Annotated in this window: 10 protein-coding genes and 2 pseudogenes; 3 read left to right on the plus strand and 9 right to left on the minus strand. The window is 68.6% G+C overall.

Going from position 1 to position 18,982, the window contains the following annotated elements; translation table 11 throughout:
• Window positions 1–426 precede the first annotated feature (426 nt).
• From ACFYM0_RS17365 to ACFYM0_RS17380, 4 genes are all read right to left on the minus strand, one after another.
• Window positions 427–2,670, minus strand: coding sequence for a UvrD-helicase domain-containing protein (locus tag ACFYM0_RS17365; protein WP_388501959.1), 2,244 nt, complete (start codon window positions 2,668–2,670; stop codon window positions 427–429).
• Window positions 2,667–9,593, minus strand: a complete 6,927-nt coding sequence (locus tag ACFYM0_RS17370) for a DEAD/DEAH box helicase (RefSeq protein ID WP_388501962.1) — start codon at window positions 9,591–9,593, stop codon at window positions 2,667–2,669. Before ACFYM0_RS17370 ends, ACFYM0_RS17365 begins: the two co-directional genes overlap by 4 nt.
• A 120-nt stretch (window positions 9,594–9,713) precedes the next feature.
• A complete protein-coding gene (locus ACFYM0_RS17375) occupies window positions 9,714–10,343 on the minus strand; it encodes a hypothetical protein (RefSeq protein ID WP_388501963.1) in 630 nt (209 codons plus the stop codon).
• A complete protein-coding gene (locus tag ACFYM0_RS17380) occupies window positions 10,340–11,551 on the minus strand; it encodes an AAA family ATPase (protein ID WP_388501966.1) in 1,212 nt (403 codons plus the stop codon). Before ACFYM0_RS17380 ends, ACFYM0_RS17375 begins: the two co-directional genes overlap by 4 nt.
• Before the next feature lie 289 nt (window positions 11,552–11,840).
• Between ACFYM0_RS17380 and ACFYM0_RS17385 the strand changes: the two genes are divergently transcribed.
• Window positions 11,841–12,887, plus strand: a complete 1,047-nt coding sequence (locus ACFYM0_RS17385; RefSeq protein ID WP_388501968.1) for a beta family protein — start codon at window positions 11,841–11,843, stop codon at window positions 12,885–12,887.
• 1 nt (window position 12,888) lies between these two features.
• Here ACFYM0_RS17385 and ACFYM0_RS17390 read toward each other — a convergent pair whose 3' ends face one another.
• The 5 genes and pseudogenes from ACFYM0_RS17390 to ACFYM0_RS17410 all read right to left on the minus strand — a co-directional run bounded on the left by ACFYM0_RS17390 (window position 12,889) and on the right by ACFYM0_RS17410 (window position 17,513).
• Window positions 12,889–14,019 carry a DEAD/DEAH box helicase gene (locus ACFYM0_RS17390; protein ID WP_388502375.1) on the minus strand — a complete coding sequence of 377 codons (1,131 nt, stop codon included), beginning with the start codon at window positions 14,017–14,019 and terminating at the stop codon, window positions 12,889–12,891.
• A 51-nt stretch (window positions 14,020–14,070) separates the two neighbouring features.
• A pseudogene (locus ACFYM0_RS17395) lies at window positions 14,071–15,819 on the minus strand (AAA domain-containing protein); the annotation flags it as partial.
• A 67-nt stretch (window positions 15,820–15,886) separates the two neighbouring features.
• Window positions 15,887–16,753, minus strand: a complete 867-nt coding sequence (locus tag ACFYM0_RS17400) for a caspase domain-containing protein (RefSeq protein ID WP_388501970.1) — start codon at window positions 16,751–16,753, stop codon at window positions 15,887–15,889.
• Window positions 16,750–17,160, minus strand: coding sequence for a hypothetical protein (locus tag ACFYM0_RS17405; RefSeq protein WP_388501972.1), 411 nt, complete (start codon window positions 17,158–17,160; stop codon window positions 16,750–16,752). Before ACFYM0_RS17405 ends, ACFYM0_RS17400 begins: the two co-directional genes overlap by 4 nt.
• Before the next feature lie 98 nt (window positions 17,161–17,258).
• A complete protein-coding gene (locus tag ACFYM0_RS17410; protein ID WP_388501974.1) occupies window positions 17,259–17,513 on the minus strand; it encodes an ATP-binding protein in 255 nt (84 codons plus the stop codon).
• A gap of 332 nt (window positions 17,514–17,845) precedes the next feature.
• On the opposite strand from ACFYM0_RS17410, the pseudogene ACFYM0_RS17415 reads away from it, so the two are divergent.
• A pseudogene (locus ACFYM0_RS17415) lies at window positions 17,846–18,684 on the plus strand (helix-turn-helix domain-containing protein).
• A gap of 92 nt (window positions 18,685–18,776) precedes the next feature.
• Entirely contained in the window at window positions 18,777–18,944 is a 168-nt protein-coding gene (locus ACFYM0_RS17420; protein WP_388501975.1) for a DUF397 domain-containing protein, read from the plus strand.
• The last annotated feature ends 38 nt before the right edge of the window (window positions 18,945–18,982 follow it).

The following is an 18,982-nucleotide window of genomic DNA, read 5'->3' on the forward strand; positions in this document are numbered from 1 at the left end:
CTCCCCCTCGGCTACATCAGGTGACTGGATTCCAGCCCGTGGCGCGGGCACGGTGTCTCCGCTGCGAGGCTGTTCAGGGGGAGGGGATACGTCGTCCAGGTATTGCTGGCCGGCCTTGGTGAGGGCGACGGACCACCGCCCCTGACGCCTGGAGACTTTGACCATTCCGCGGCTGTGAAGGGCTTGGCAGCTGAGTTTGTGCGCGGTCCCCTCCCACACGCCGTCAGGGCAGCCTTGACCGACCCATTGCAGTACCTGTTGCTGCCGTTCGTTTAGCTCTCGTGGCACCTGAACTCCCCACCGTGCGAAATGCCTCAGAGGCATGCTCTCAGCCGCACTCCGCCTGGCGGGGGTAGAAGTCGTTCAAGGGGTTTGCAGGCGCCGATCTTTCGGTGGTTGCTTCGCCCGCTGGGTTCCGTCCGGCCTCTACCCCTCTCTCGTCAGCGAGGACCCCAGGAACGGGCTGGGTGCGCCGTGCCAGAAAACGTCCACACTGTCCCGGGCCCGTGTGGCTGCCACGAACAGAAGGGACCGGGCTCGCTGCATCTCGTGGCGGAAGCGGACTGGATCACTGGTCCGCAGCTGGTTGACTGCATCCCGCGGGACCAAACCGTCCGTGACGCCGCCAATGATCATTCGCTGGTACTCCAGCCCCTTGAACCGGAACATCGTGCCGATGTGCACTCCGCCGTCGCCGTTGGGCCCATCAGCGCGGATTTCCACCGGACGGATGCCGTGCAGTCCGAGCGTGTAACCGACCTCGGCTGCCATCTGGTTCGTCGGAACGCAGATCGCGATCTGCTCGTGTGGGATGGTCAACTCCGGGTTGTCATCCCACTCCTTGATGAGCGCAGCGATACCCTCGCGCTCTTGTGCCCAGTCCGCGAACGAGTGCCCCGCCGGAGGCCTACCGCTGAGCACGGACCGGTAGCCGGCCAGTGTCTCCTCGCTGCCGTCGAGATCGTCGTACTCCGTCTCGCCCAGTACGTCGAGAGCGGAGCGCAGGATCTGGCGCGTGGTGCGGTAGCTGAGGCTCAGCTTCGAAGACCGGCCCCGAATGTTGATTCCCAGGCTTCCCAGCGTCACCTGGTTCTTGTAGATGCGCTGATGCGTGTCACCGACGAGGAATAGGTCATCGGTCTGGTGGGGAACCATCGCGCGCAGCATCTTCCAATGCGCGGGACGCAGGTCCTGCGCCTCGTCGACGACGACGTGCCGGTATCGGTAGCGCAGCCAGCCTCCTGAGCCGTCCTGGAGATGGATGTTGTCCAGGCCGCCCGCCTCTTCCCGCTGACGCGCGATCGAGAGGATGCGCTGTTCGCGCCCGATCTCCAGCCGCGCGGCACGCTCCGCCACCTGGTCCCAGGTCTGCCGTCCGAGGCGGTCGAGCCGTTGAGCGAAGCGCTCGGTGAGCTGCCAGATCTCGGCGCGTTCGCCGCGGGTGATGCTGCGGCCGCGCCCGGCACGGCGGGCACGGAAGTAGTCGGCCCGGGTCGCGACGGCCTGGCCGAGGATCACCTGCGTCCACTCGTCGTGCAGGAACTCCGGGTCCCAGCCGTCCGCCCCCAACTCGTCCAGGAGGGCACGCCACTCGCGCACGGCCTGGCTGTCGTCTATCGCCTGCTTGCCACTGCCGGGTTCGGCCTCCCGCACGGTCCGCAGTGCAAGCTGGTCGACATGGCTCACATCGACCCGGGCCACGAGTTCCTCGCCGCCCAGCTCCAGCAGCCGGGAGCGTAGATCCGCGGCGAGGTTCTTGTTGTACGTGGTCAAGAGGACCGGCTTGTCACGCCCGGGCGGCAGCTGCCGTACGAGATGGCGTACCCGGTGCAGGGCGACGATCGTCTTGCCGGTGCCGGGGCCGCCCCCGACCCTGGCCGGCCCCGAGTAGCGCCGCTCCACGAGTTTGGCCTGCGCCGGGTGAAGGAAGACCTTCCAGCGGCCGAAGTCTCCACCCTCCAGTGCTTCTCGGAGGGCTTCGTCAGAGGTGGTCACCACCGTGGACGGACGCTGGGCAGCGGCCTGGAAGTCTTCCGTATCGACCGGCTCGGTAGCGGCGACGGGAGCCGTCACCTGGTCGAGCACCTCGTCGAACGACTTGCCGTCGAAAAGCGCGAGCAGAACCTCCCCCGTGAGTTGGGGGGCGTACTCGATCAGTCCCAGCAACTGGTCTTCGGTGGTGAGAGTCCGGATGACCGGCAGCAGTGGTTCGGCGACGCCGAGATCCGACAGCTGGGTATCCGACCAGTCGGAGAACAGCTCGCGGGCCTTGACCGGCTCGGGAGCGGAGGCAGGGGTCGAGGGTGCGGGGGTGAGGCGTCGCAGCACGCTCTCCTCCACCACCTCCAGGTCGACGTACTCGATGCCGCCTGTGATGTGGTTGACCCCGTAGGACAGCCTGTCGTAGACGTCCTTGCGGTCTTTGACCGAGACGATCAGCCAGTCGTCCTCGGCGAGTCTCAGCAACAGCGCCCGGTAGTCGGCACTGACGCGCGCCGACCACAGGCGGCTGTCGCCCTTGAGCTGCTGGAGTTTGAGCCCAGTGGTGTGCGGATTCGCCTTGAACCTGTGCTGGAAGTCGAAGAATGCGCCCTTGACCGTGCGGGGGAGCTTGAGGATCTCCTTGTCGGCCTTGTCGAGCAGGCGCAGCGTCACGCCCGAGGTGTTCATCGCCCGTGCTCCCCGTTGTCGGTGCTGTTGTGGTTCTCGTCCGGTTCGGTCAACCCGGCAATCAGCTCGGCAGCCGACCAAGCCGTAGCAGGACGGGTGTCCCAGCCGGCCGCCGCGAATGCTTCGTCCCGGTCGGCGGATTCGTAGTCGGGATCCGTGGCATCAGGGCCGCCGCCGCTGCGCGGGGCCAGGACCACTCCGATGCGGAGGGCGGGCCAGGCCAGCTCAGCCTGCCAGCCGCGCTCGTTGAGTTCGTAGCCGGCCTGGGGGGCGGACACTCCCGCATCGGCTAGCACCCGGGAGAGGTCGACGAGCCCGTCCTCCTCCTCATCGAGATACTCCAGCACCTGATCCCACGCCGGATCCCTTCCCAATGACGGGGCAGAGAGCGACTCGGGTTCGACGATCCGCAGTTCGCTGTCGCGGACAGCCCCGACCTCGACGGCAGCCGTCGTCGAGGTGACGACCACCGTGGGCTCGGTTTCCGGGATCCTGGTCCGGGCGGAGGGCAGCCATCCCTCGCCACCGGTCACGGTGAGCACGTCGGTGGAGAATCCGTCGAGCAGACTGCTGGTGAGCTGCGCGCTGTCGCCACCGCCATGGTCCAGGAACTGCAGCACGTTGCTCCAGTACAGCCAGCCCCGCCAGCGGCGCCGATGCGGCTTCGTGTCGGCCAAGGCCGCCGCGCTGTCGTCCAGGACCGCAAGTGCGCTCCACACCGGCGGTGTGCGCCGGCCGTCTGCGGCCAGCACGAGGTGGCAACCGGAGGCGTCTGGCCCGTGGACCACTCGGATGGGCCCTGCAGGGACGGCGATGGTGTTCGCGCGCAGTGCTTCCCGGATGCCCGCACCGACGGCGTCAGCGCCAAGAGCGGTACCGCTGATGCCCCCCGTTCCGATCAGGCCAGCGGCAGCTGCTTCGGCACGGCGCTGCCAGCGCAGAGCGTCGGGCGACCGGAGATAGGCGAGCAGGAGCCTGGCCGGGTTGACCCACACGGTGTCGGACAGCTCGCCGGGCAGCCCCTTGCCGACACGGCTGTAGTAGTCGCGTGCCCGCTTCTGCGCATCCGACCCGTACGGTTCCCAGACGGGGTCTACCGGGCCCGCCCCCGCATATCCGGTGTCGCGTACGCGCTCCCGCCATTCCTTGACGTCGTCGTACGTCAACTGGAACACCCGCAGACCTTCGCTGCGCAGCCCGGTCCGCTTGGTGGCATCGTCGGCCAACCGGTTGTGTACGGGGGTCGCGTGGTAGGCGAATCCGTCGAGGTACAAGGCGACACGCGGGCTCGGCGCATCGAGGCGTTCGAGGAGTATGTCGGGCCGTGTGCCGTCCAGTGCGCGCTGTTGCGAGACACGCCAGCTCACGGTCGTACCCTCGGCCGACGTCAGCCGCAGGTCCAGCGCGTACGTGCCCGCCGACGTGGTGTACGCGTCGGCTGAGGCCTGGGATTCGGACAGTCTGGCCCAGTCCTGGAGCGTGTCGATGAACATGATTTCGAGGTCGCTCTCCGCCTGGCGTTCCAGCGGAATGTGCCGGGTCGTCTCGACCGGAGCGGTCTGCCACCGCTCACCGTCCGCGCCCAGTAGATCGTCCAGCATCTGCCGCACCTCGTTGCGGCTGACCTTGTCGTAGTCGGCGGCCGGGACGCGTCGCAGCAGGCACTGGTGGCAGCCGTCGAGCCCCTTCTCCCGACAAGTGCAGCTCTCGATGACTTCGCGAGCCTTGACTAGCACGTCCCGGAAGCCCTCGGCGGACGCCAGCCGGTGCAGGTAGCCCGTGCCTCCGGGCAGGCGGTCGTAGACCACGAGGAACCGGCGGGGCCAGTCCGAGCTGTCAGCGCCTGCATGATCGGGCATCGTCGCCTCGGCGATGTCGATGTGGTCCGGGTCGCCGCCGTACTGGGCGGCAATTCCCGCGAACAACGCGGCGGTGAACGAGGCCAGACGTTCCTTGACCCGGGCTACGGAGGCGGGTAGCAGGACACGCACGGCCTCGGTGCTCAGCTCGTGGGCCAGGAGCAGGGGGACATCCTGGCCTTTGCCCTGCTGTTCGCTGGTGGACGTTCCCTTGGCCCGGCGGCGCGGGCACCACAGCAAATGGTGTGCTGCTGCCGGGGTGCTTGTTGCCCCGGATTCCGTCAGCGCGTGCTGAGGCACGTCCACCACGGGACGTCCCTCTGCCGTTGCTCCTCCGCAACTGGTGCAGACATAGAAGGGATTGAGCCGTACGTCCACACCTGCGACCGGCGCCGTGCTGCTGCCTTCCTCGCGGTCGAGCCCCAGATTGAACGTCCGGATCTTCGCCTGGCGGGTGAAGTCGACGCCGAACACGGCCGTCTCGTGGCGCCAGGAGCCGGGGGCGATTCGCTCGGGGTCGATGTCGACCGTGGTCAGCACCGCGTAGTGCCGGCGGTCCCGCTCGTCGCGGTCGTCCCGCACCCGGGCGTCGTCCCGCTTGTCACGAGCGATGACCCGTCTCGGCTGGAGCACGTACTGCACGCATCCGGCATCGGCGATTTCCCGACCACCGCACCGGGAGCACGGACTCGTATCTTCCTTAGCGTCCTGTGTACGGGCGTAGCCGCACGACGGGCAGAGCCGCCACACCGACCATGCCCGACGGTCCGGGGTGCCGACGTCGAGCGCGCGCACGACGTGCCGGTAGCCGTTGACGTAGAAGCTGTTGCCGGGAGCGAGCTCGGTCAGGGCCAGCTTTCGGGAGCGCTCGTAGTCGCGCGTCTCACTGCGGTAAACCCGACCGGCTGCATCCGCAGCAGGATTCTCCGCCCGCGCGCCCTCCTCGTCGTCCGGAGTCTCCGTCCAGTACAGGGTCGCTTCTAGCTGGGTGGTGGTGTCGGTGAGGCTGTAGTTCGGCAGCAGGCCCAGCTCGACCAGGGTGCCGTGGGCACTCGACTGGCTCAGCTCCCTGAGCAGGTCCCCGGCGCTGCGCCGCTCCGCGAGCAGCTCGCGGCGCTCGCGGTCCTGCACGGTGTCCGTACGGACCAAATGGTCGGCGGCCTCGTCGATCGCCGCAATCCTGCGGCGGAGTTCCTCGCGCCGCCCCGTCCAGTCCTCTTCGGCCTCCTGCAGCGTCCTGACGATCCCGCCGGTGGCGTAAGCCTTCAGTTCTGCGGCGGCATACGTGGAGACCCCCGCGCCGTCCGAGGCTTCGGGGCCGCCGCCGTCCGGGAAGAGACCGAGGAACTCCTCGACCAATACGGCGCCGTGGGTCTGCGCCGCGTCCGCGAGGTCCTGGCACCAGCCCGTGGTGCCGAAGAGCGCTGAGGACAGCCGAGGGACCGGAGCGAGCGTTTCACCATCGGAGGTGAGCAGCTCGCCTCGTGCCGCGAGGTCCAGCAGCCGTGCCGTGTACTGCCGCCTCAGGATCTCGACAGCGGACAGGTAGCAGCCCGGGGGCAGGATCGTACCGGCGATCATCTCGCGCGGTTCGTCCAGGTAGTACAGATCGCGGGCCCTGCGCCCACCGAAGGCGACGACGAGCGCGTTGCCCGTACGGCGTCCGGCCCGGCCCGCCCGCTGCACGTAGTTGGCGGGCCCGGCGGGCAGCGAGCCGAGCAGGACGGCGGATAGCTCACCGATGTCGATGCCGAGTTCCAGCGTCGGCGTGCACGACAGGACGTTGGGGTCGGTGTAGTGGGTGCCCGCCTTGAAACTGCGTTCGACGCGCTCCCGTTCCGGCCTGCTCAGCATGCCCGTGTGCTCTGCCGTGACCACTCGGAAGGTGCCGCCGGTCAAGTAGAGCCGGCGGTAGTAGTCACCGGTGTAGTCACGCTCGCGCACGGACGAACCAAAGCCGGAAGAACTGGATCCGCTGCGTGGCATGCCAGGCTGGGGTGCCGTCAACAGCCCCCTGCACCGGTAGCGGGGGCAAGGGTGCCCGTACCAGCGGGTGCAGCGCTCGGGTGGCACGACCTGTTGCCAGCCGCAGTCCTCGCAACTCACGAACGCCTTGTTGACGACGGAGTCGTCGAGCAGCTGAGCCTGGATGTGCCCAGGCTGCAGCCCGTAGATCCTGCTCTGCCGGTCCTTCGTGGTCCGTGCCGCGAGAACGCCTCCGTCCGCGAGGGCGGGAAGCAGCTTGCGCAAGTACTCGGTGGCGCCCGCCGCATCCAGGTTCAGGCACCGGCGCGTCCAGTCCTGGTACCAGCCCAGCCGCCCGGTGATGGCGTCGAACTCGGACTTGTCCTTCTGCCCGTCCAGGAGGAAGCGCGGCGGAGCGACGCCGTTGGGGAAGGCGGGCATGCCGTCGGGCCTGCGGCCGGAGATGAGGTAGCGGTTGGTGCCGGCCTCCTTCATCCAGGTATCGAGCCAGCGGTGGTGCACCCCGCCGCGCAACCGGAGCCGCTCCAGGATTCCCCGTACGTAGGCGAGGTAGCGCTCGGGCGTGGGCAGCCCGCCCGTGGCGAGGAGCTGCCCCGGCAGGGACAGGTGGAGATCGCGGGCGATGTCCGTGACCCGGTCGGGCTCCTCCACGACGACCTCGGCTGCGGCGGTCCGCGTGAGCTCCAGGGTGCGCCCCATCCGGCTGCGCAGCCCGAATTCCATCACGGTGGCGAAGGCGAGGCGCTCGCCAATCAGCTTCCACGTGCGGGCATCGCCAGTTCCTCGCCCTGACAGCAGCCGGTCGACCCCCGGCTCGTCGTGCAGGTCGGGTGGCACGACGGCGGCCAGTGCTTCGGGATCGTCCACGGACTCCAGCACGTGACCGATGAGGTCGTTGAGCGCGGTCGGTGCGCCCGACTCATCCAGGTTGTGCGCAAGGAGGGACCGTAGCGAGAACTTGTACGAGGCATTGGCCACGTAGCCGGCCCGGTGTGCCGCGTCCTGCGTGGAGTCGTTGAAGAGCAGCGTCTTGCGCTCCTCGGGAACGAGCGCGATGTCACCCCCGGTGAACAGCTGCGTGACCGTCGCCGACGCGAGGGCTGCCTGCGCGGTACCGAGGAAGCGGATGCTGTTGTCAGTGTGGCAGGCCGGGCAGCGGTCGTCCTTCGCAGCCCCGTCGGCCGTCTTCTTGTCGAGCAGGGCCAGCGCGAACCAGGCATCGACCAGCTCCGAGGCGTCCGCGGCCACCGGCAACCGGTACGTGCCCTGGCCGCCGTCCAGGACCACCACCGACAGGGGATCGACTCCGCCGTCCGACGGCCGGGCTCCCGTCAGGGCGTCGAGTACCCGCTGCCGATCCCGCCGTGTGGCGGAGATGAAATAGCGGATGCGCCGCTTGTCCCGCCCGACGGCAGCCCGCCAGATCCGGTCCTGCGCCATGACCAGCCGCTGCGGATCCGTCTCGGGGGACAGAGCTGCCCAGCCGGAGCGCCCGCAGTTGCGGCAGTACACGGCAGGCAGGTGCACCTCGGCCGGGCGGATGGCCGTGTCCGTTCCCGGCAGCGGCTGCGGCCGGATCGTCGACGGCCAGCCGCCGGAGGGTCCGTCGGGCTCCTCGTCTGCGAGCGGAGCGGCGCTTAGAGCGGCCCGGCGTGCTGCGGTGCGGTTGTCCTCGTACCAGCGGAACTCAGGGGACGGCCCTACGCCGCGCAGGACGCGGGTGACGGGCCGCACCCACAGATGCGCTTCGATGTGGAGGAGCGGGCGAGGGTTGCGCTCATCGGAATCCGGGTCACGGGCGGCCGACAGCAGGGCGACAAACCGAGACAGGGCCTGGAGCACCAGTTGCGGATTCTCCCGTGCGGTACGCCCCCAGGCGTATCCGAACCGGGCCAGCCGGTCCCGTAGCCCCCACTCGTCCAACGGCTCCCCGCCCAGGAGCGACAGGACGCCGTGCGTGAAGTCGTGCCGCTTGAGGAGCCGGCCGATACGGAATGCGTCGAGGCCGGAGCGGCCCAGCATTTTGGCGGCCAGACCGTCCAGGTCCAACAGATCGGGCTGCGCCTCCACACCGGGACCGCCGGAGACCGCGATGACCTCCTGGGGCGTCGGCGGTTCCGGAAGCTCGTAGTCGACGGCGCCCGTGAACTCCTCGGCCGACATCCGTTCCTCCCCGACGACCGAGTCGGCGGGGAAGGGCATTCCGAACACGCGCGCGGCGACATCGAGAATGCCGCCGGCCTCCTTGCCCGCCGTGCCCTCGCCGAGGGTGGCCGACGTCGCCACCGGGCAGATGGACCCGAGCGGCCTGCCCGGCCGAGACGCACCGGTCGCGGAGGCCAGGCGGCGCAGGAGCATCGCCACGTCGGTGCCCTGGGCGCCGTCGTAGGTGTGGAACTCGTCGAGCACGACGTAGGCGAGGTCGGCTCCCTCCCACAGCGAGCGGTCCTCACCGCGCTGCAGGAGGAGGTCAAGCATTTTGTAGTTCGTGATCAGCACGTCGGGCGGCGTGACACGCATTTCCTCGCGCCGGGTCATTACCCGTCGGAAGTCGGTGTCGGGTCGGTCGCCGATGTAGAGGCCCGCGGTGACCTGCGCGAGCTCCGGCCGGCTCAGGTACTCGCCGATACGCCCGGCCTGGTCGGTGGCGAGTGCGTTCATCGGATAGAGCAGCACCGCCTTGATGCCGCGGTGGCCCTGAGCCCGCTGACGGCGGCAGTGGTCGAGGACGGGGATGAGGAACGACTCGGTCTTGCCGGAGCCGGTGCCAGTGGTGACCAGCGTCGGCTGGGCAGGGCCGTGCAGGGTGGACAGCCGTGTCCATGCCTTGGCCTGGTGCCGGTACGGCGCGAAGCCGGGGAAGCCGGCCGTCGAATCGAGCTCACGCTGCCAGCCGTCGTCGGCACGGTGGAACGGGGTCCTGATCCGGAGGTAAGGGCCTCGGAAGATTCCCGTCTCGGGGTGGCCGAGGAAGCGCTCCAGCGCCCGGCGGGTGTCCTCGTCGGCGAGGGCGTACGTCGTCGTGAGGTACTGCGTCAGACTGCCGCGCAGCTGGGCGGCGGCCATGGTGGGCTTCACGACGATCCCCTTTGTCTTGCCTATGCCCTGATGATCGGTACCACCGTATACGTGCTGTGAAGTGGGGCGATGGCGCCGAGACCAGTCGTTGTGCCACTGCGCGGAGGGCAGAACAGCCGACTACCAGGAGCGCAGCTCGGCCATGAACTCCTCATAGGAGCGGTTCTTGCCATCCGGTTCCATGTGCCCGTCCTTCGATCCGAAGACGTGCCCCATGATTTCAGGGGCGGAGGATTCTTCGTATGGAGGGTTCCAGCCGTGATCTCTTAGCTTTTCCTTCGGCGTGTCCACCTTGGTGAGATCGCAGCCTCTGTATCTTTCTCGGAGGATCCAGCGGGAGTTGACCTTGGTGAATGCAGAGGGAAATTGCATCAGCCATGCCTCCATCTCGAAGGCGGCAAGAGCCAGCGCCGATGGGCAGTTGAACTCCTTGCGCAGCTCGGCGCTGATGCGCTGACGGACCCTGATGTATTTTGCGTCGTCCACGGCATCGAGGTCGACGTGGACGACGATCCCGGCCAACTCCGCCCCCACCGAACGCGCCTGAGACAGTCGGCGAAGCTCGGCTACGCGGGGACTGAGCGACGTGTCCGCCTGGCTGAGGGCAGTCTTCTTCTTGACGTCGACGATCTTCGCCCCTGGGTGGACGGCAGCGATGAGGTGCCGAAGGACCTGCCGGTCATTGTCGCCTTCACCCGCGACGACTATGACCGGGCTCTTACCCTTGGCCCCCCTTACCTTGGGCCTCACAGGCCGCCTCCAAGGGTGTTGGCGAACCAGAGGTCTCCCATGGGCATGCCCTCGGATGCTTCGATTACTTGCCGGACCTCATCCGCCGTGAGGGCGGGGATGACAGATGCTCCGTCTTCGCCACGCTCACAAACGACGAACTCATCGGGTTCCAGCTCGTTGACGAACGCCGGTGAATGCGTGGTCACCAGGAACTGAGCCCGACGGCTGGCTTCACGCAGTCTTCCCGCCAGTAGCTCCAACGCATGTGGGTGGATGCCGTGGTCGATCTCCTCAATACAGGTCAGGAGAGGGGGATTAGGGTCGTGAAAGATGGCCAAGAGGGAAAGGAGTCGCACCGTTCCGAAGGATGCGTCTTCCAACCGAGTGCGTCCGCGTAGGCTCGTTTCCTCTAGCTCGACCGAGATATAGTCCGCCCGGCCTGGAGCATCCACGAGATGGATGTCGTGGATCTGAGGCACTACTGCCCTGACATCTCTAAGCAGCGCCTCCCAGACGAACCGACGGCCTTCTTCGCCCTCGCGCGTACTTCTGTGCTCCCAGAGGCTCTTCAGGAAATCGGCCAGATTGGAGGCGTCGTTGTGAAGGCGCTGCCCCGACCTGGTGATAGGGGACGGCCTCCGCGCAAGACGAACATCGGGGTCGAAGACCCGGACCTGCTCAAGATGCCGTGTCACCTCTGCCGCGGCACGAGCGGAAGGGCTGGTGCGAGGGAGAGGCGCGGGCTGGTTGAGCACTGAGGTCATGCGTTCAATGTCTATGGGACCCGGTTTCCCATCGTCCTCCAGCGAGCTGTTTAACATCAGCTGATCGCTCGCCAGAGCCAGAGAGGTTGCGGCGCCCGGCCCCGGATGCTGGGTGAACTTCTCATGGCGGAAGAGAACTCGATCGTGCTCACGCGGCTCAGGCAGCCTTCGCTGGGACACGCTCAGCTCGTATCGGTCCGGATACTCCGCGGAGGCAAATTCCGACCAGATGCCCTCGATGCCGATGGCGATGCGGGACACAGACCTACGGCCGCCACGGAAGGCGAGCACGTCGAACCCACCCCGTGCCTCGATTGCCCGCTCGATCCCCAGGCGGGAAACGTCACCCAGGAGCTCCAGGGCGTGCAGGACGTTCGACTTGCCTGCCGCATTCGGTCCGACCATGACCGTCAGCGGGCCCAGACGCAGCTTTACATCGGTCAAGGTACGGAAATTCCGCACTGTTAGTCCGAGAATCCTGTGGTTCAACCCAGCCCCAACGTGCAGTGGTCGACCGCAGCGCGGCCGGTATCGATAGGCGTCTCCCAGGCAGACGCACTGTCATACACATATCCCACGTGCAACGTTTGGCTGCCGAGCATCACGAACAGTACCTCGCTGGTCACAGCGCTACCAGGTCTTCGACGGTTCCAGCCACGTGGGCTGAAAAGGCATCATTCCGAGAAATAGCGAGGTGGCACACCCTGAAGGGAGAGGGATAGGGCACGGGCTGAGCCAAGGGGGAGCCGCCATGTCCGGACCGTTGTACGTTCCCGTCCTGCCGACCCGTCCGCATGCTGTCGCGGCCTACCAGCAGCTAAGCCCGGCCGTGCAGAGGTCGGTCATACCGCTCTGGAACCTCCCCCCGCATCCGGGGTTGCCCCTGGACCTGCTCACCGCGCTCATACGGCGCGAGGCGCACGCAGTGAGCAGGGTGCAGCGCCATCGGCCGGGCTGGCTCGATGCCCCGTTCGCGGACGAGCCGCAACTGGGTGTCCTGGCAGGAGTGATGTCCGATCTGGGTGAGCTGAGTCCGCTGCGGCCGGTGACCGGTCCCGGTCGTCCTGAGCCCCAGCAGGCGACGGTACTGGAGGCCGCCCGGCTCAGCGGGAGTGGTGTCGGTATACGGGTCACGCTCCCGGGTGAGTGGGACGACGCGGCGGCCCGTACCGTGCGTGACCTGCTCACCCGTGTGGACCCGGCTGTTGAGACCGACCTCCTGCTCGACCTGGGAGCGGTCCGCGCGGACCGGCCCGACGCCGGGAAGGAAGTACTGCGCGCCCTCGACGCCCTGATGCCGCTGACACCCTGGCGGACCGCTGCGGTATTGAGCGGCGGCTTTCCCGAGGTGACCGCCGAGATGCTGGAGCAAGGACCGCGCGCTGAACCCCGCACGGACTGGCACGTCTGGCGCGAGCTGACCGCCGGCAGCCGCGACTACATCTCCTGGCTTAGCTACGGCGACTACGGCATCCAGCCCGCCCGGAGTATCGGCCGCGAGCCGGCGTCCGGCCGCGGTGGACCGGCATGGGGAGTGCTGCGCTACACCGCCGAGGATTCTTTCGTCCTCGTCAAGGTGCTGGCCCGGGGCGAGGACCGTACCGCCGTCAACCGGGCGGCAGCCCGTCAGCTTGCGGAGCTGCCGGGCTTCCGCGGTGCGACGGCCAGTGCAGGTGAGACCTGGCTGCGGGACTGTGCGCGCGGCCACGGCTCGACCGGCACGGGCAACGCCGCGGTCTGGCTCCGTGTGGGCAACGTCCAGCACATGGCGTACGTCGTCCGGAGCCTGGGGGCGTGACTCAGGCGAACAGCGGATCCAGCACCGCGTCGCCGGCCAGAATCCGCCAGGCCGGGACCCGGATCGTCCGTGTCACCGGCCCGGCCTTCGCCCCCGCACCGCCCGACGGCAGGCCCGTCAGCAGGTCGCCGCGCGCATGGTGCAACCGCAGGTGGCGTGCCGGATCCTGGTCGGGCTGGGGGCCGGGGTCGATCAGGACCGCGGTATTCGCCCCGTCCGCGGTGAACAGCAGGTCCGCAGTGTGGCCGCTGACCACGGCCGCCCGCTCCAGATCGGTGATGCCGCGTGCACCCAGGTACTCCTGGAGTCGGTCGGACAGCTCCTGGCGGAACCCGGAGCCGGCCTCCGCCCTGAAGGCAGTGTCCTGGTCGGTGTACGTTCCCGAACCCAGTACGACCGACCGTTCCGCGAGCAGAGCGGGGAGTCCGGCCTGGCCCTGCCAGAATGCGTGGCTGCCGACCGTGATCAGCTGTGACTTCGCCCGGGTGACAGCGACGTTCCACAGGTTGACCTGGCCGGCCACCCAGTGCGTCGTACGCGGCGGAGTGTTGCCGGTGGCCACCGGGCTCAGGACCATGACGTCGCGCTGCCCGCCCTGGAAGGCGTGCACGGTGCCGACCCGGACCCGGTCCTCGTCCGCCCAGACGCGGGCCAGCGCCTCCTTTTGCGCCCGGAAGGGTGTCACCACCCCGACCGTGGCATCCTCGGGCAGCCGCGCGAGCAGTGCGTCCACCGTGTCCCGTACTCGCTCCGCCTCAGCCGCGTTCCGCCAGGACTGGCCACCGCCGCCCCGCGCGGACTCGCCGTGCGGCACGTCCACCCAGCCCAGTGCCGGCGCTGGATCTGCCGCGCCGAACGGATCGACCGCCCGTACCTGGCGCCGGACATCGGTGAGGACCTGCAACTGGCCCGCATAGCAATAGCCGTTGACGATGTCCGCGATCGCCGGGTGGCAGCGGTAGTGCTCGTCCAGCAGCAGCGCCGCCTCACCGTGTTGTGCGGCCGCGTGGTACGAGGCGTACACGTGGTAGGCGAGCCGGTGATCCTCCAGCTGCGCCGCGCTCAGCCCGGCCCGCACCCGTGCCTGACGTTCCTGCTGCGCCGTGATCCCGGGAATGTGCCCGAGCTGCATCGGATCTCCGATGATCAGAGCCCGTTTGGCCCGGAACAACAGGGGCAGGACCGACGGAATCGAGCACTGGCTCGCCTCGTCGATCACCACCAGGTCGAAGAGTTTCGGGACGAGTTCCAGCTGGCGTACGGAGTGGGTGCTGATGGCCCACCCCTTGAGGTGCGCCATCAGATTGCGCTGACTCTTCTGGAAGCCAGAACGCTGGCGCAGCGCCTGGAGGCGCTGGCCCATGAGCGACCGCCCTCGGGCCATGGCTTCGGTTGCCGCGGCCTGGGCGAGCTCCCCGGACAGCTCCGACAATCCGGCGGCGCTCTCCAGCCGTGCCCGCTTCAGTTCTTCCTCGTCCCGGCCGAGGAGCTGCGGTACGAGTTCACGCACCGAGCCCTCCACGGCCACGGCTTCTGCCAGGGCGAGGACGAGCTCGGGCGGAGCCGGCCGGGCCGAGGCCCAGGACGGCCACGGGGCGGCCGGAGCCGCACTGGATGCGGCGACGAATGCGGAAAGGGCTCGTCCTCTGCGCCATCGGCCGAGGGTGAACCATCCGGCCCCGGCCGCCTTGCGGGCCCGGTCCTCCCAACGTGAGAGTGCCGTGACCTCGTTGCCGGCCCACGCTGCTTCCAGCAGCTCCACCGGCAGCCCGAGCCCGTCGGCCTGCCGGGCACGCTGCCGCAGCAGCTCCAGCAGGCGCATCTCGTCCCCGATCAGCCGCGCCGCCTCCGCCCGGTGCGCGGCCGACCGGGAGTGGCGGTTACGCAGCTCACCGGCCACGGTCGCCGACCCCCGGCCCGCGGCCTCGACGGGCTGGGCCAACAGCCGTTCCAGTTTCGCGGCCTCGCGCTCCAGCGCCGCGGCATTGCCGGTCCGCATGAGCAGCCCTGGTGAGATCTCGTCACAGCGGTCGGCCACGACGTTCACGGCCTCGTTGTTCGTGGACGCGACCAGCACGGACTGACCGGCGGCGACCGCGGTCGCGACCACAGCGGTCACGACCTCGCTCTTCCCGGTACCGGGCGGCCCGGTGGCGACGGTCAGTGGACGGGTCATCGCCGATGAGATCACCAGCTCCTGGCTTTCATTGCACGGACCCGGGGCAAGGACGTAGGGCGTGTCGCGGTTCGTGTCGTCGTCTCCGCCGCCCGTCAGGAGTGCGTCCAGCGCGGTGCCGGAAATCTGCGCGGTCCGTGTGGACATCTGCAGCAGATTGTCCACGAGAGCCTCGGTCGCTACCCGCTCCACGCCCGAGGGCGCGAGGAGGACGGCGGCGTTGTGCGCACCGGGCCGCAGCGAGTCCATAACGGACCGCTCGTTGAGTGACGAGAGGTCGAGGGGCTCCAGCTCCGGAACACCGAGCTCGGTCAGGAGTTCCCTGATGGCCTTCACCATCTGGGTGCCATTGCCCTCCTGCCAGGTCGGCTGCCACCGCGCGAGGAGGTCGGCGGCCGCGTCGTCCTCCAGCAGCTCTGTGACCAACCCTGTGTGCAGGGAGGGCACCCCACTCGGACGGAGCCTGTCGCGCCCAGATTCGTCGGGAGCCAGCTCCATAGGCTGGATCAGCAGCGGCGCGATCTGCACGGAGGTCCGACGCCGGGCGTCCCCGCCACGCTCGGGAAGGGTGATGGCCGGGTAGCCGTACCAGTACTCCTGCAGCCCGGCCCCGTCCGCCTGGGCGCCTCTGCTCTTGGGCTTCGGCAGCTGGGAGGGGGCGGGTAGGGCGCCCCCGAGCCCGGACTGGATCGTCTCGGACCCCTGGCCCAGCACGAAGTACGCGGAGCCCCGGCCGCTGTCCCGGTCGGGCAGCATGCCCGACGCGGCCTGTGTGCCCAGGCAGTGCACGTAGTAGCGCAGTAGTCGCTGCCAGTCGACGCCGTCACGGGCATCGAGCCCGGCCAGCGCCCGTGCCTTCAGCAGGGCGGGCGAGGCCTGGGAAGCCTGGGCGGCGGCATCGCGGGGCGGGCAGATTCACGGATCGCGCGACGGAGCGGGCGAGTGGCAGTGAGCTCGTTGCCCGGAACGTGGATTTGGTCGGCCGCTGTTCCTGGGGCACACCATTGCGCACCATCTGCGAGGTGAGGTACTCGAAGAGGTCGTCCGGAGTGATCCAGCCGCTGTCCTTGATCCGCCCGGAGCGCAGCCCCTCCACGATCTCGCCGGTGAACCGCGAGGTCCCGAGGGTGGACCCGGCCGGCGCCATGGCGGAGGCGGTCTGAAGGGCGTCGGATGCGGTGATGAAGTAGACGCCGGTCGGCCGCAGCAGGGTGCTGGGCGCGGGCCGATCGGTCGTATCGGCCGCGCCCTTGGCCGTCCATCCCTGGACGACCGAGCCGCTGGAGCAGCAGTCGAGGAGCACGACCTTCGAGGAAGCCCGGCACGACTGGAGCATCCGCTCCAGGAACTCGGCGGGCACGGCGGTGCCCGGCAGATTGTCCGGGTTGGCGTCCCGGGTGAGGAAGTACAGCTGGCCGTCGGCTTCGCAGAACTCGCCGTGGCCGCTGAAGTAGAGGAGGGCGGTCTCGCTGGGCTGCCGGGCCTCCAGGAACTCCTCGATGGCGTGGAGCATCTCGGCGCGCGTCGGCTCGGGGACCATCGAGCAGTCGTTGTACATGCCGATCTCGGTGCTCTCCAGTACTGCCTGCATGTAGTGCAGGTCGGCCCGGACGGGCGGCAGATCGTGGTAGCGGTCGCTGTCGTACGTGGATACACCGATGAGCATGGCGTACCGGTCGTTGTCACTCACTCCGCGGCCGGTCCGTCCGCCTGGCTGTCCTCCGGGCCGCCGGCGAGGAACCGCTCGATCTGCTGGTCGTCGGCCCGGGCCTGCTTGCCGGAGATGCTCAGCGTGGCCCCGTCGGGCCGGGTGACGACGATGGTCCGCTGCGGTACGCGGGCCAGCCAGATCTGGACACCGGCGGCGACCATGGAACCGCCGCTGAACACCAGCCCGATCAGATCCGTGACGGGCCCGCCCTTGAGGGAGCCGTCGTCGGCTGCCTGCGGCTGGGGGACGGGGATGTCGAGGGCGGCCTGCGGATCGGTATCGGCGATGGCGGCGAGCAGCTCGCGTGCTTCGCGCCGGGCGCGGAGCGGGTCCTCGTCGACGATGGAGATGCGGTAGCCGGCCGGGCCCGCGTGGCTGGTGCTCACGTTCACTGTCCCCCCTGGTTCCCGTGTGGCGGACACACGGACCGACGAGCCTATCGGGGGCTGCGCGCGACATCCCGCGCGTAGCTGAAACCCGCTGGTCAATGGCGTGAAACGCACAGCTCTGCCCACACCGTCTTACCGGGGGCGTTGGCGCGCGGTGAGATCGCCCAACGGTCGGCAAGTCGGGCCACGACCAGAAGCCCGCGCCCCGACTCGGCGTGCCCGGGCGGCTCGCGGTGGGAGAGCAGGGGCAGGCGCTCGGTACGGGTGTCGGTGACCTCGATGCGGAGCATGTCGGTGGTTCGGGCCAGGCGGAGGTGGAAGTCCCGTCCGGCGACGTGGCCGTGGCGCACGGCGTTCGCGGTGAGCTCGGCGGCGATCAGCGTCAGGGTCTCGTTGGCGGGGGAAGTGTAGGGGTGCCCCAGGTGTCGAGCCGGTGGGAAACGAGCCGCCGGGCGAGGCGGGCGCCGCGGGGTGAGGGGGCGAAGTGCATCGAGAACTCAAGGGCTTTGGCCCCGGAGAAGTTTCGCTGTTTATGGGGTAGACGCTTCCGCCACGCCCCTACCGTGGAAAGGGACGGTGCGCTTACAGCGGGTAGTGGTAGGCGATCGGTCTGCGGGTGTAGACGGGGCGGAGCGTGACGGCGGACGCGGAGCGGCGTTGGCCGATGGAGGTGATGCCGGGCATGAGCGAACCGACGCGATCGGCTGATGAGGACCCAGGGCCTGAGCCTGGCTCAGGGGCTGGGGTGCTGCGGGCCTTCGACCGTCAGCTCAAACGCTTCCGCGTGCGGGCCGGCCTGGAACGCACCGAGTTCGGCGAGCGGCTGGGCTACTCGGTCTCCACCATCGCCGCGTACGAACAGGGGCGCAGGGTTCAGCCGCCGGAGGTGATCGACCAGGCGGATGAGCTGCTCGACGCGGACGGTGTCCTCAAGGAGATGAAGGAGAAGGTTGCGCGGGCGCAGTACCCGACGCTCTTCCGCGACGCGGCGGGACTGGAGGCTCAGGCTGTCGAGCTTCACGTGTACGCGACGAAGGCCGTGCCCGGCCTTCTGCAGACCGAGGAGTACGCTCGCGCAGTGTTCGTCATGTCGCGCCCGCTCCTGCTGGACGAGGCCGTTGAGCGAGGTGTGGCGGCGCGTCTGGTCAGGCAGGAAATCTTCGTGCGTGTACCCCTGCCGACAATTAGCTTCATCGTCGAGGAGTCGGTCCTGCAACGCCCCCTGGGTGGGTGGGGCGCCATGCGCGGACAGCTCGAACGGATCATGCTGCTCGGCCAGCGCCATAACGTCGAATTCCAGGTGATGCCCACAAGCACGCCGGCCTTGAAGGCCACTTCACCTTGATCGAGACACACGACGGGCGGAGGATTGCCTACGTGGAGGGGCACAAGGACAGCCGGCTGCACACCGACCGCAAGCCGGTTCGGGAGTTGGAAGAGCAGTACGGCATCCTCAGGGCTCAGGCGCTTACTCCGCGCGCATCGCTGATCTTCGTCGAGAGGTTGCTGGGAGACTCATGAACGCAGAAAGCTCCGCCGGAACCGTCGCTCAGCTGGTGTGGTTCAAGAGCAGCTACAGCACCGGCTCGGGCGGGGAATGAGTCGAGACTGCCTTGGAGTGGCGCAAGTCAAACCACAGTGCTGGGGACGGCGGTGAATACCTTGAGGTGGCCGCATACCCCCATGCCACCCACGTCCGTGACTCGAAGTGCACAGCCCGTCCGAGCCTTGCGGTCGGTGCGTCCGCGTGGACCGCGTTCGTCGGATTTGTGACCCTGTAGGCCTCCTCCAAAGGCGGTCAGGCGGTCGGCCGCGGACG

This window comes from Streptomyces sp. NPDC006487, from assembly GCF_042870555.1.
Classification (GTDB): Bacteria; Actinomycetota; Actinomycetes; order Streptomycetales; family Streptomycetaceae; genus Streptomyces.

Excerpts from the sequence above, each read along its gene's own strand:
- ACFYM0_RS17365 (WP_388501959.1), bottom strand. The coding sequence starts at position 2,670 with ATGAACACCTCGGGCGTGACGCTGCGCCTGCTCGACAAGGCCGACAAG.
- ACFYM0_RS17385 (WP_388501968.1), top strand. The coding sequence starts at position 11,841 with ATGTCCGGACCGTTGTACGTTCCCGTCCTGCCGACCCGTCCGCATGCT.
- ACFYM0_RS17390 (WP_388502375.1), bottom strand. The coding sequence starts at position 14,019 with ATGCAGCTCGGGCACATTCCCGGGATCACGGCGCAGCAGGAACGTCAG.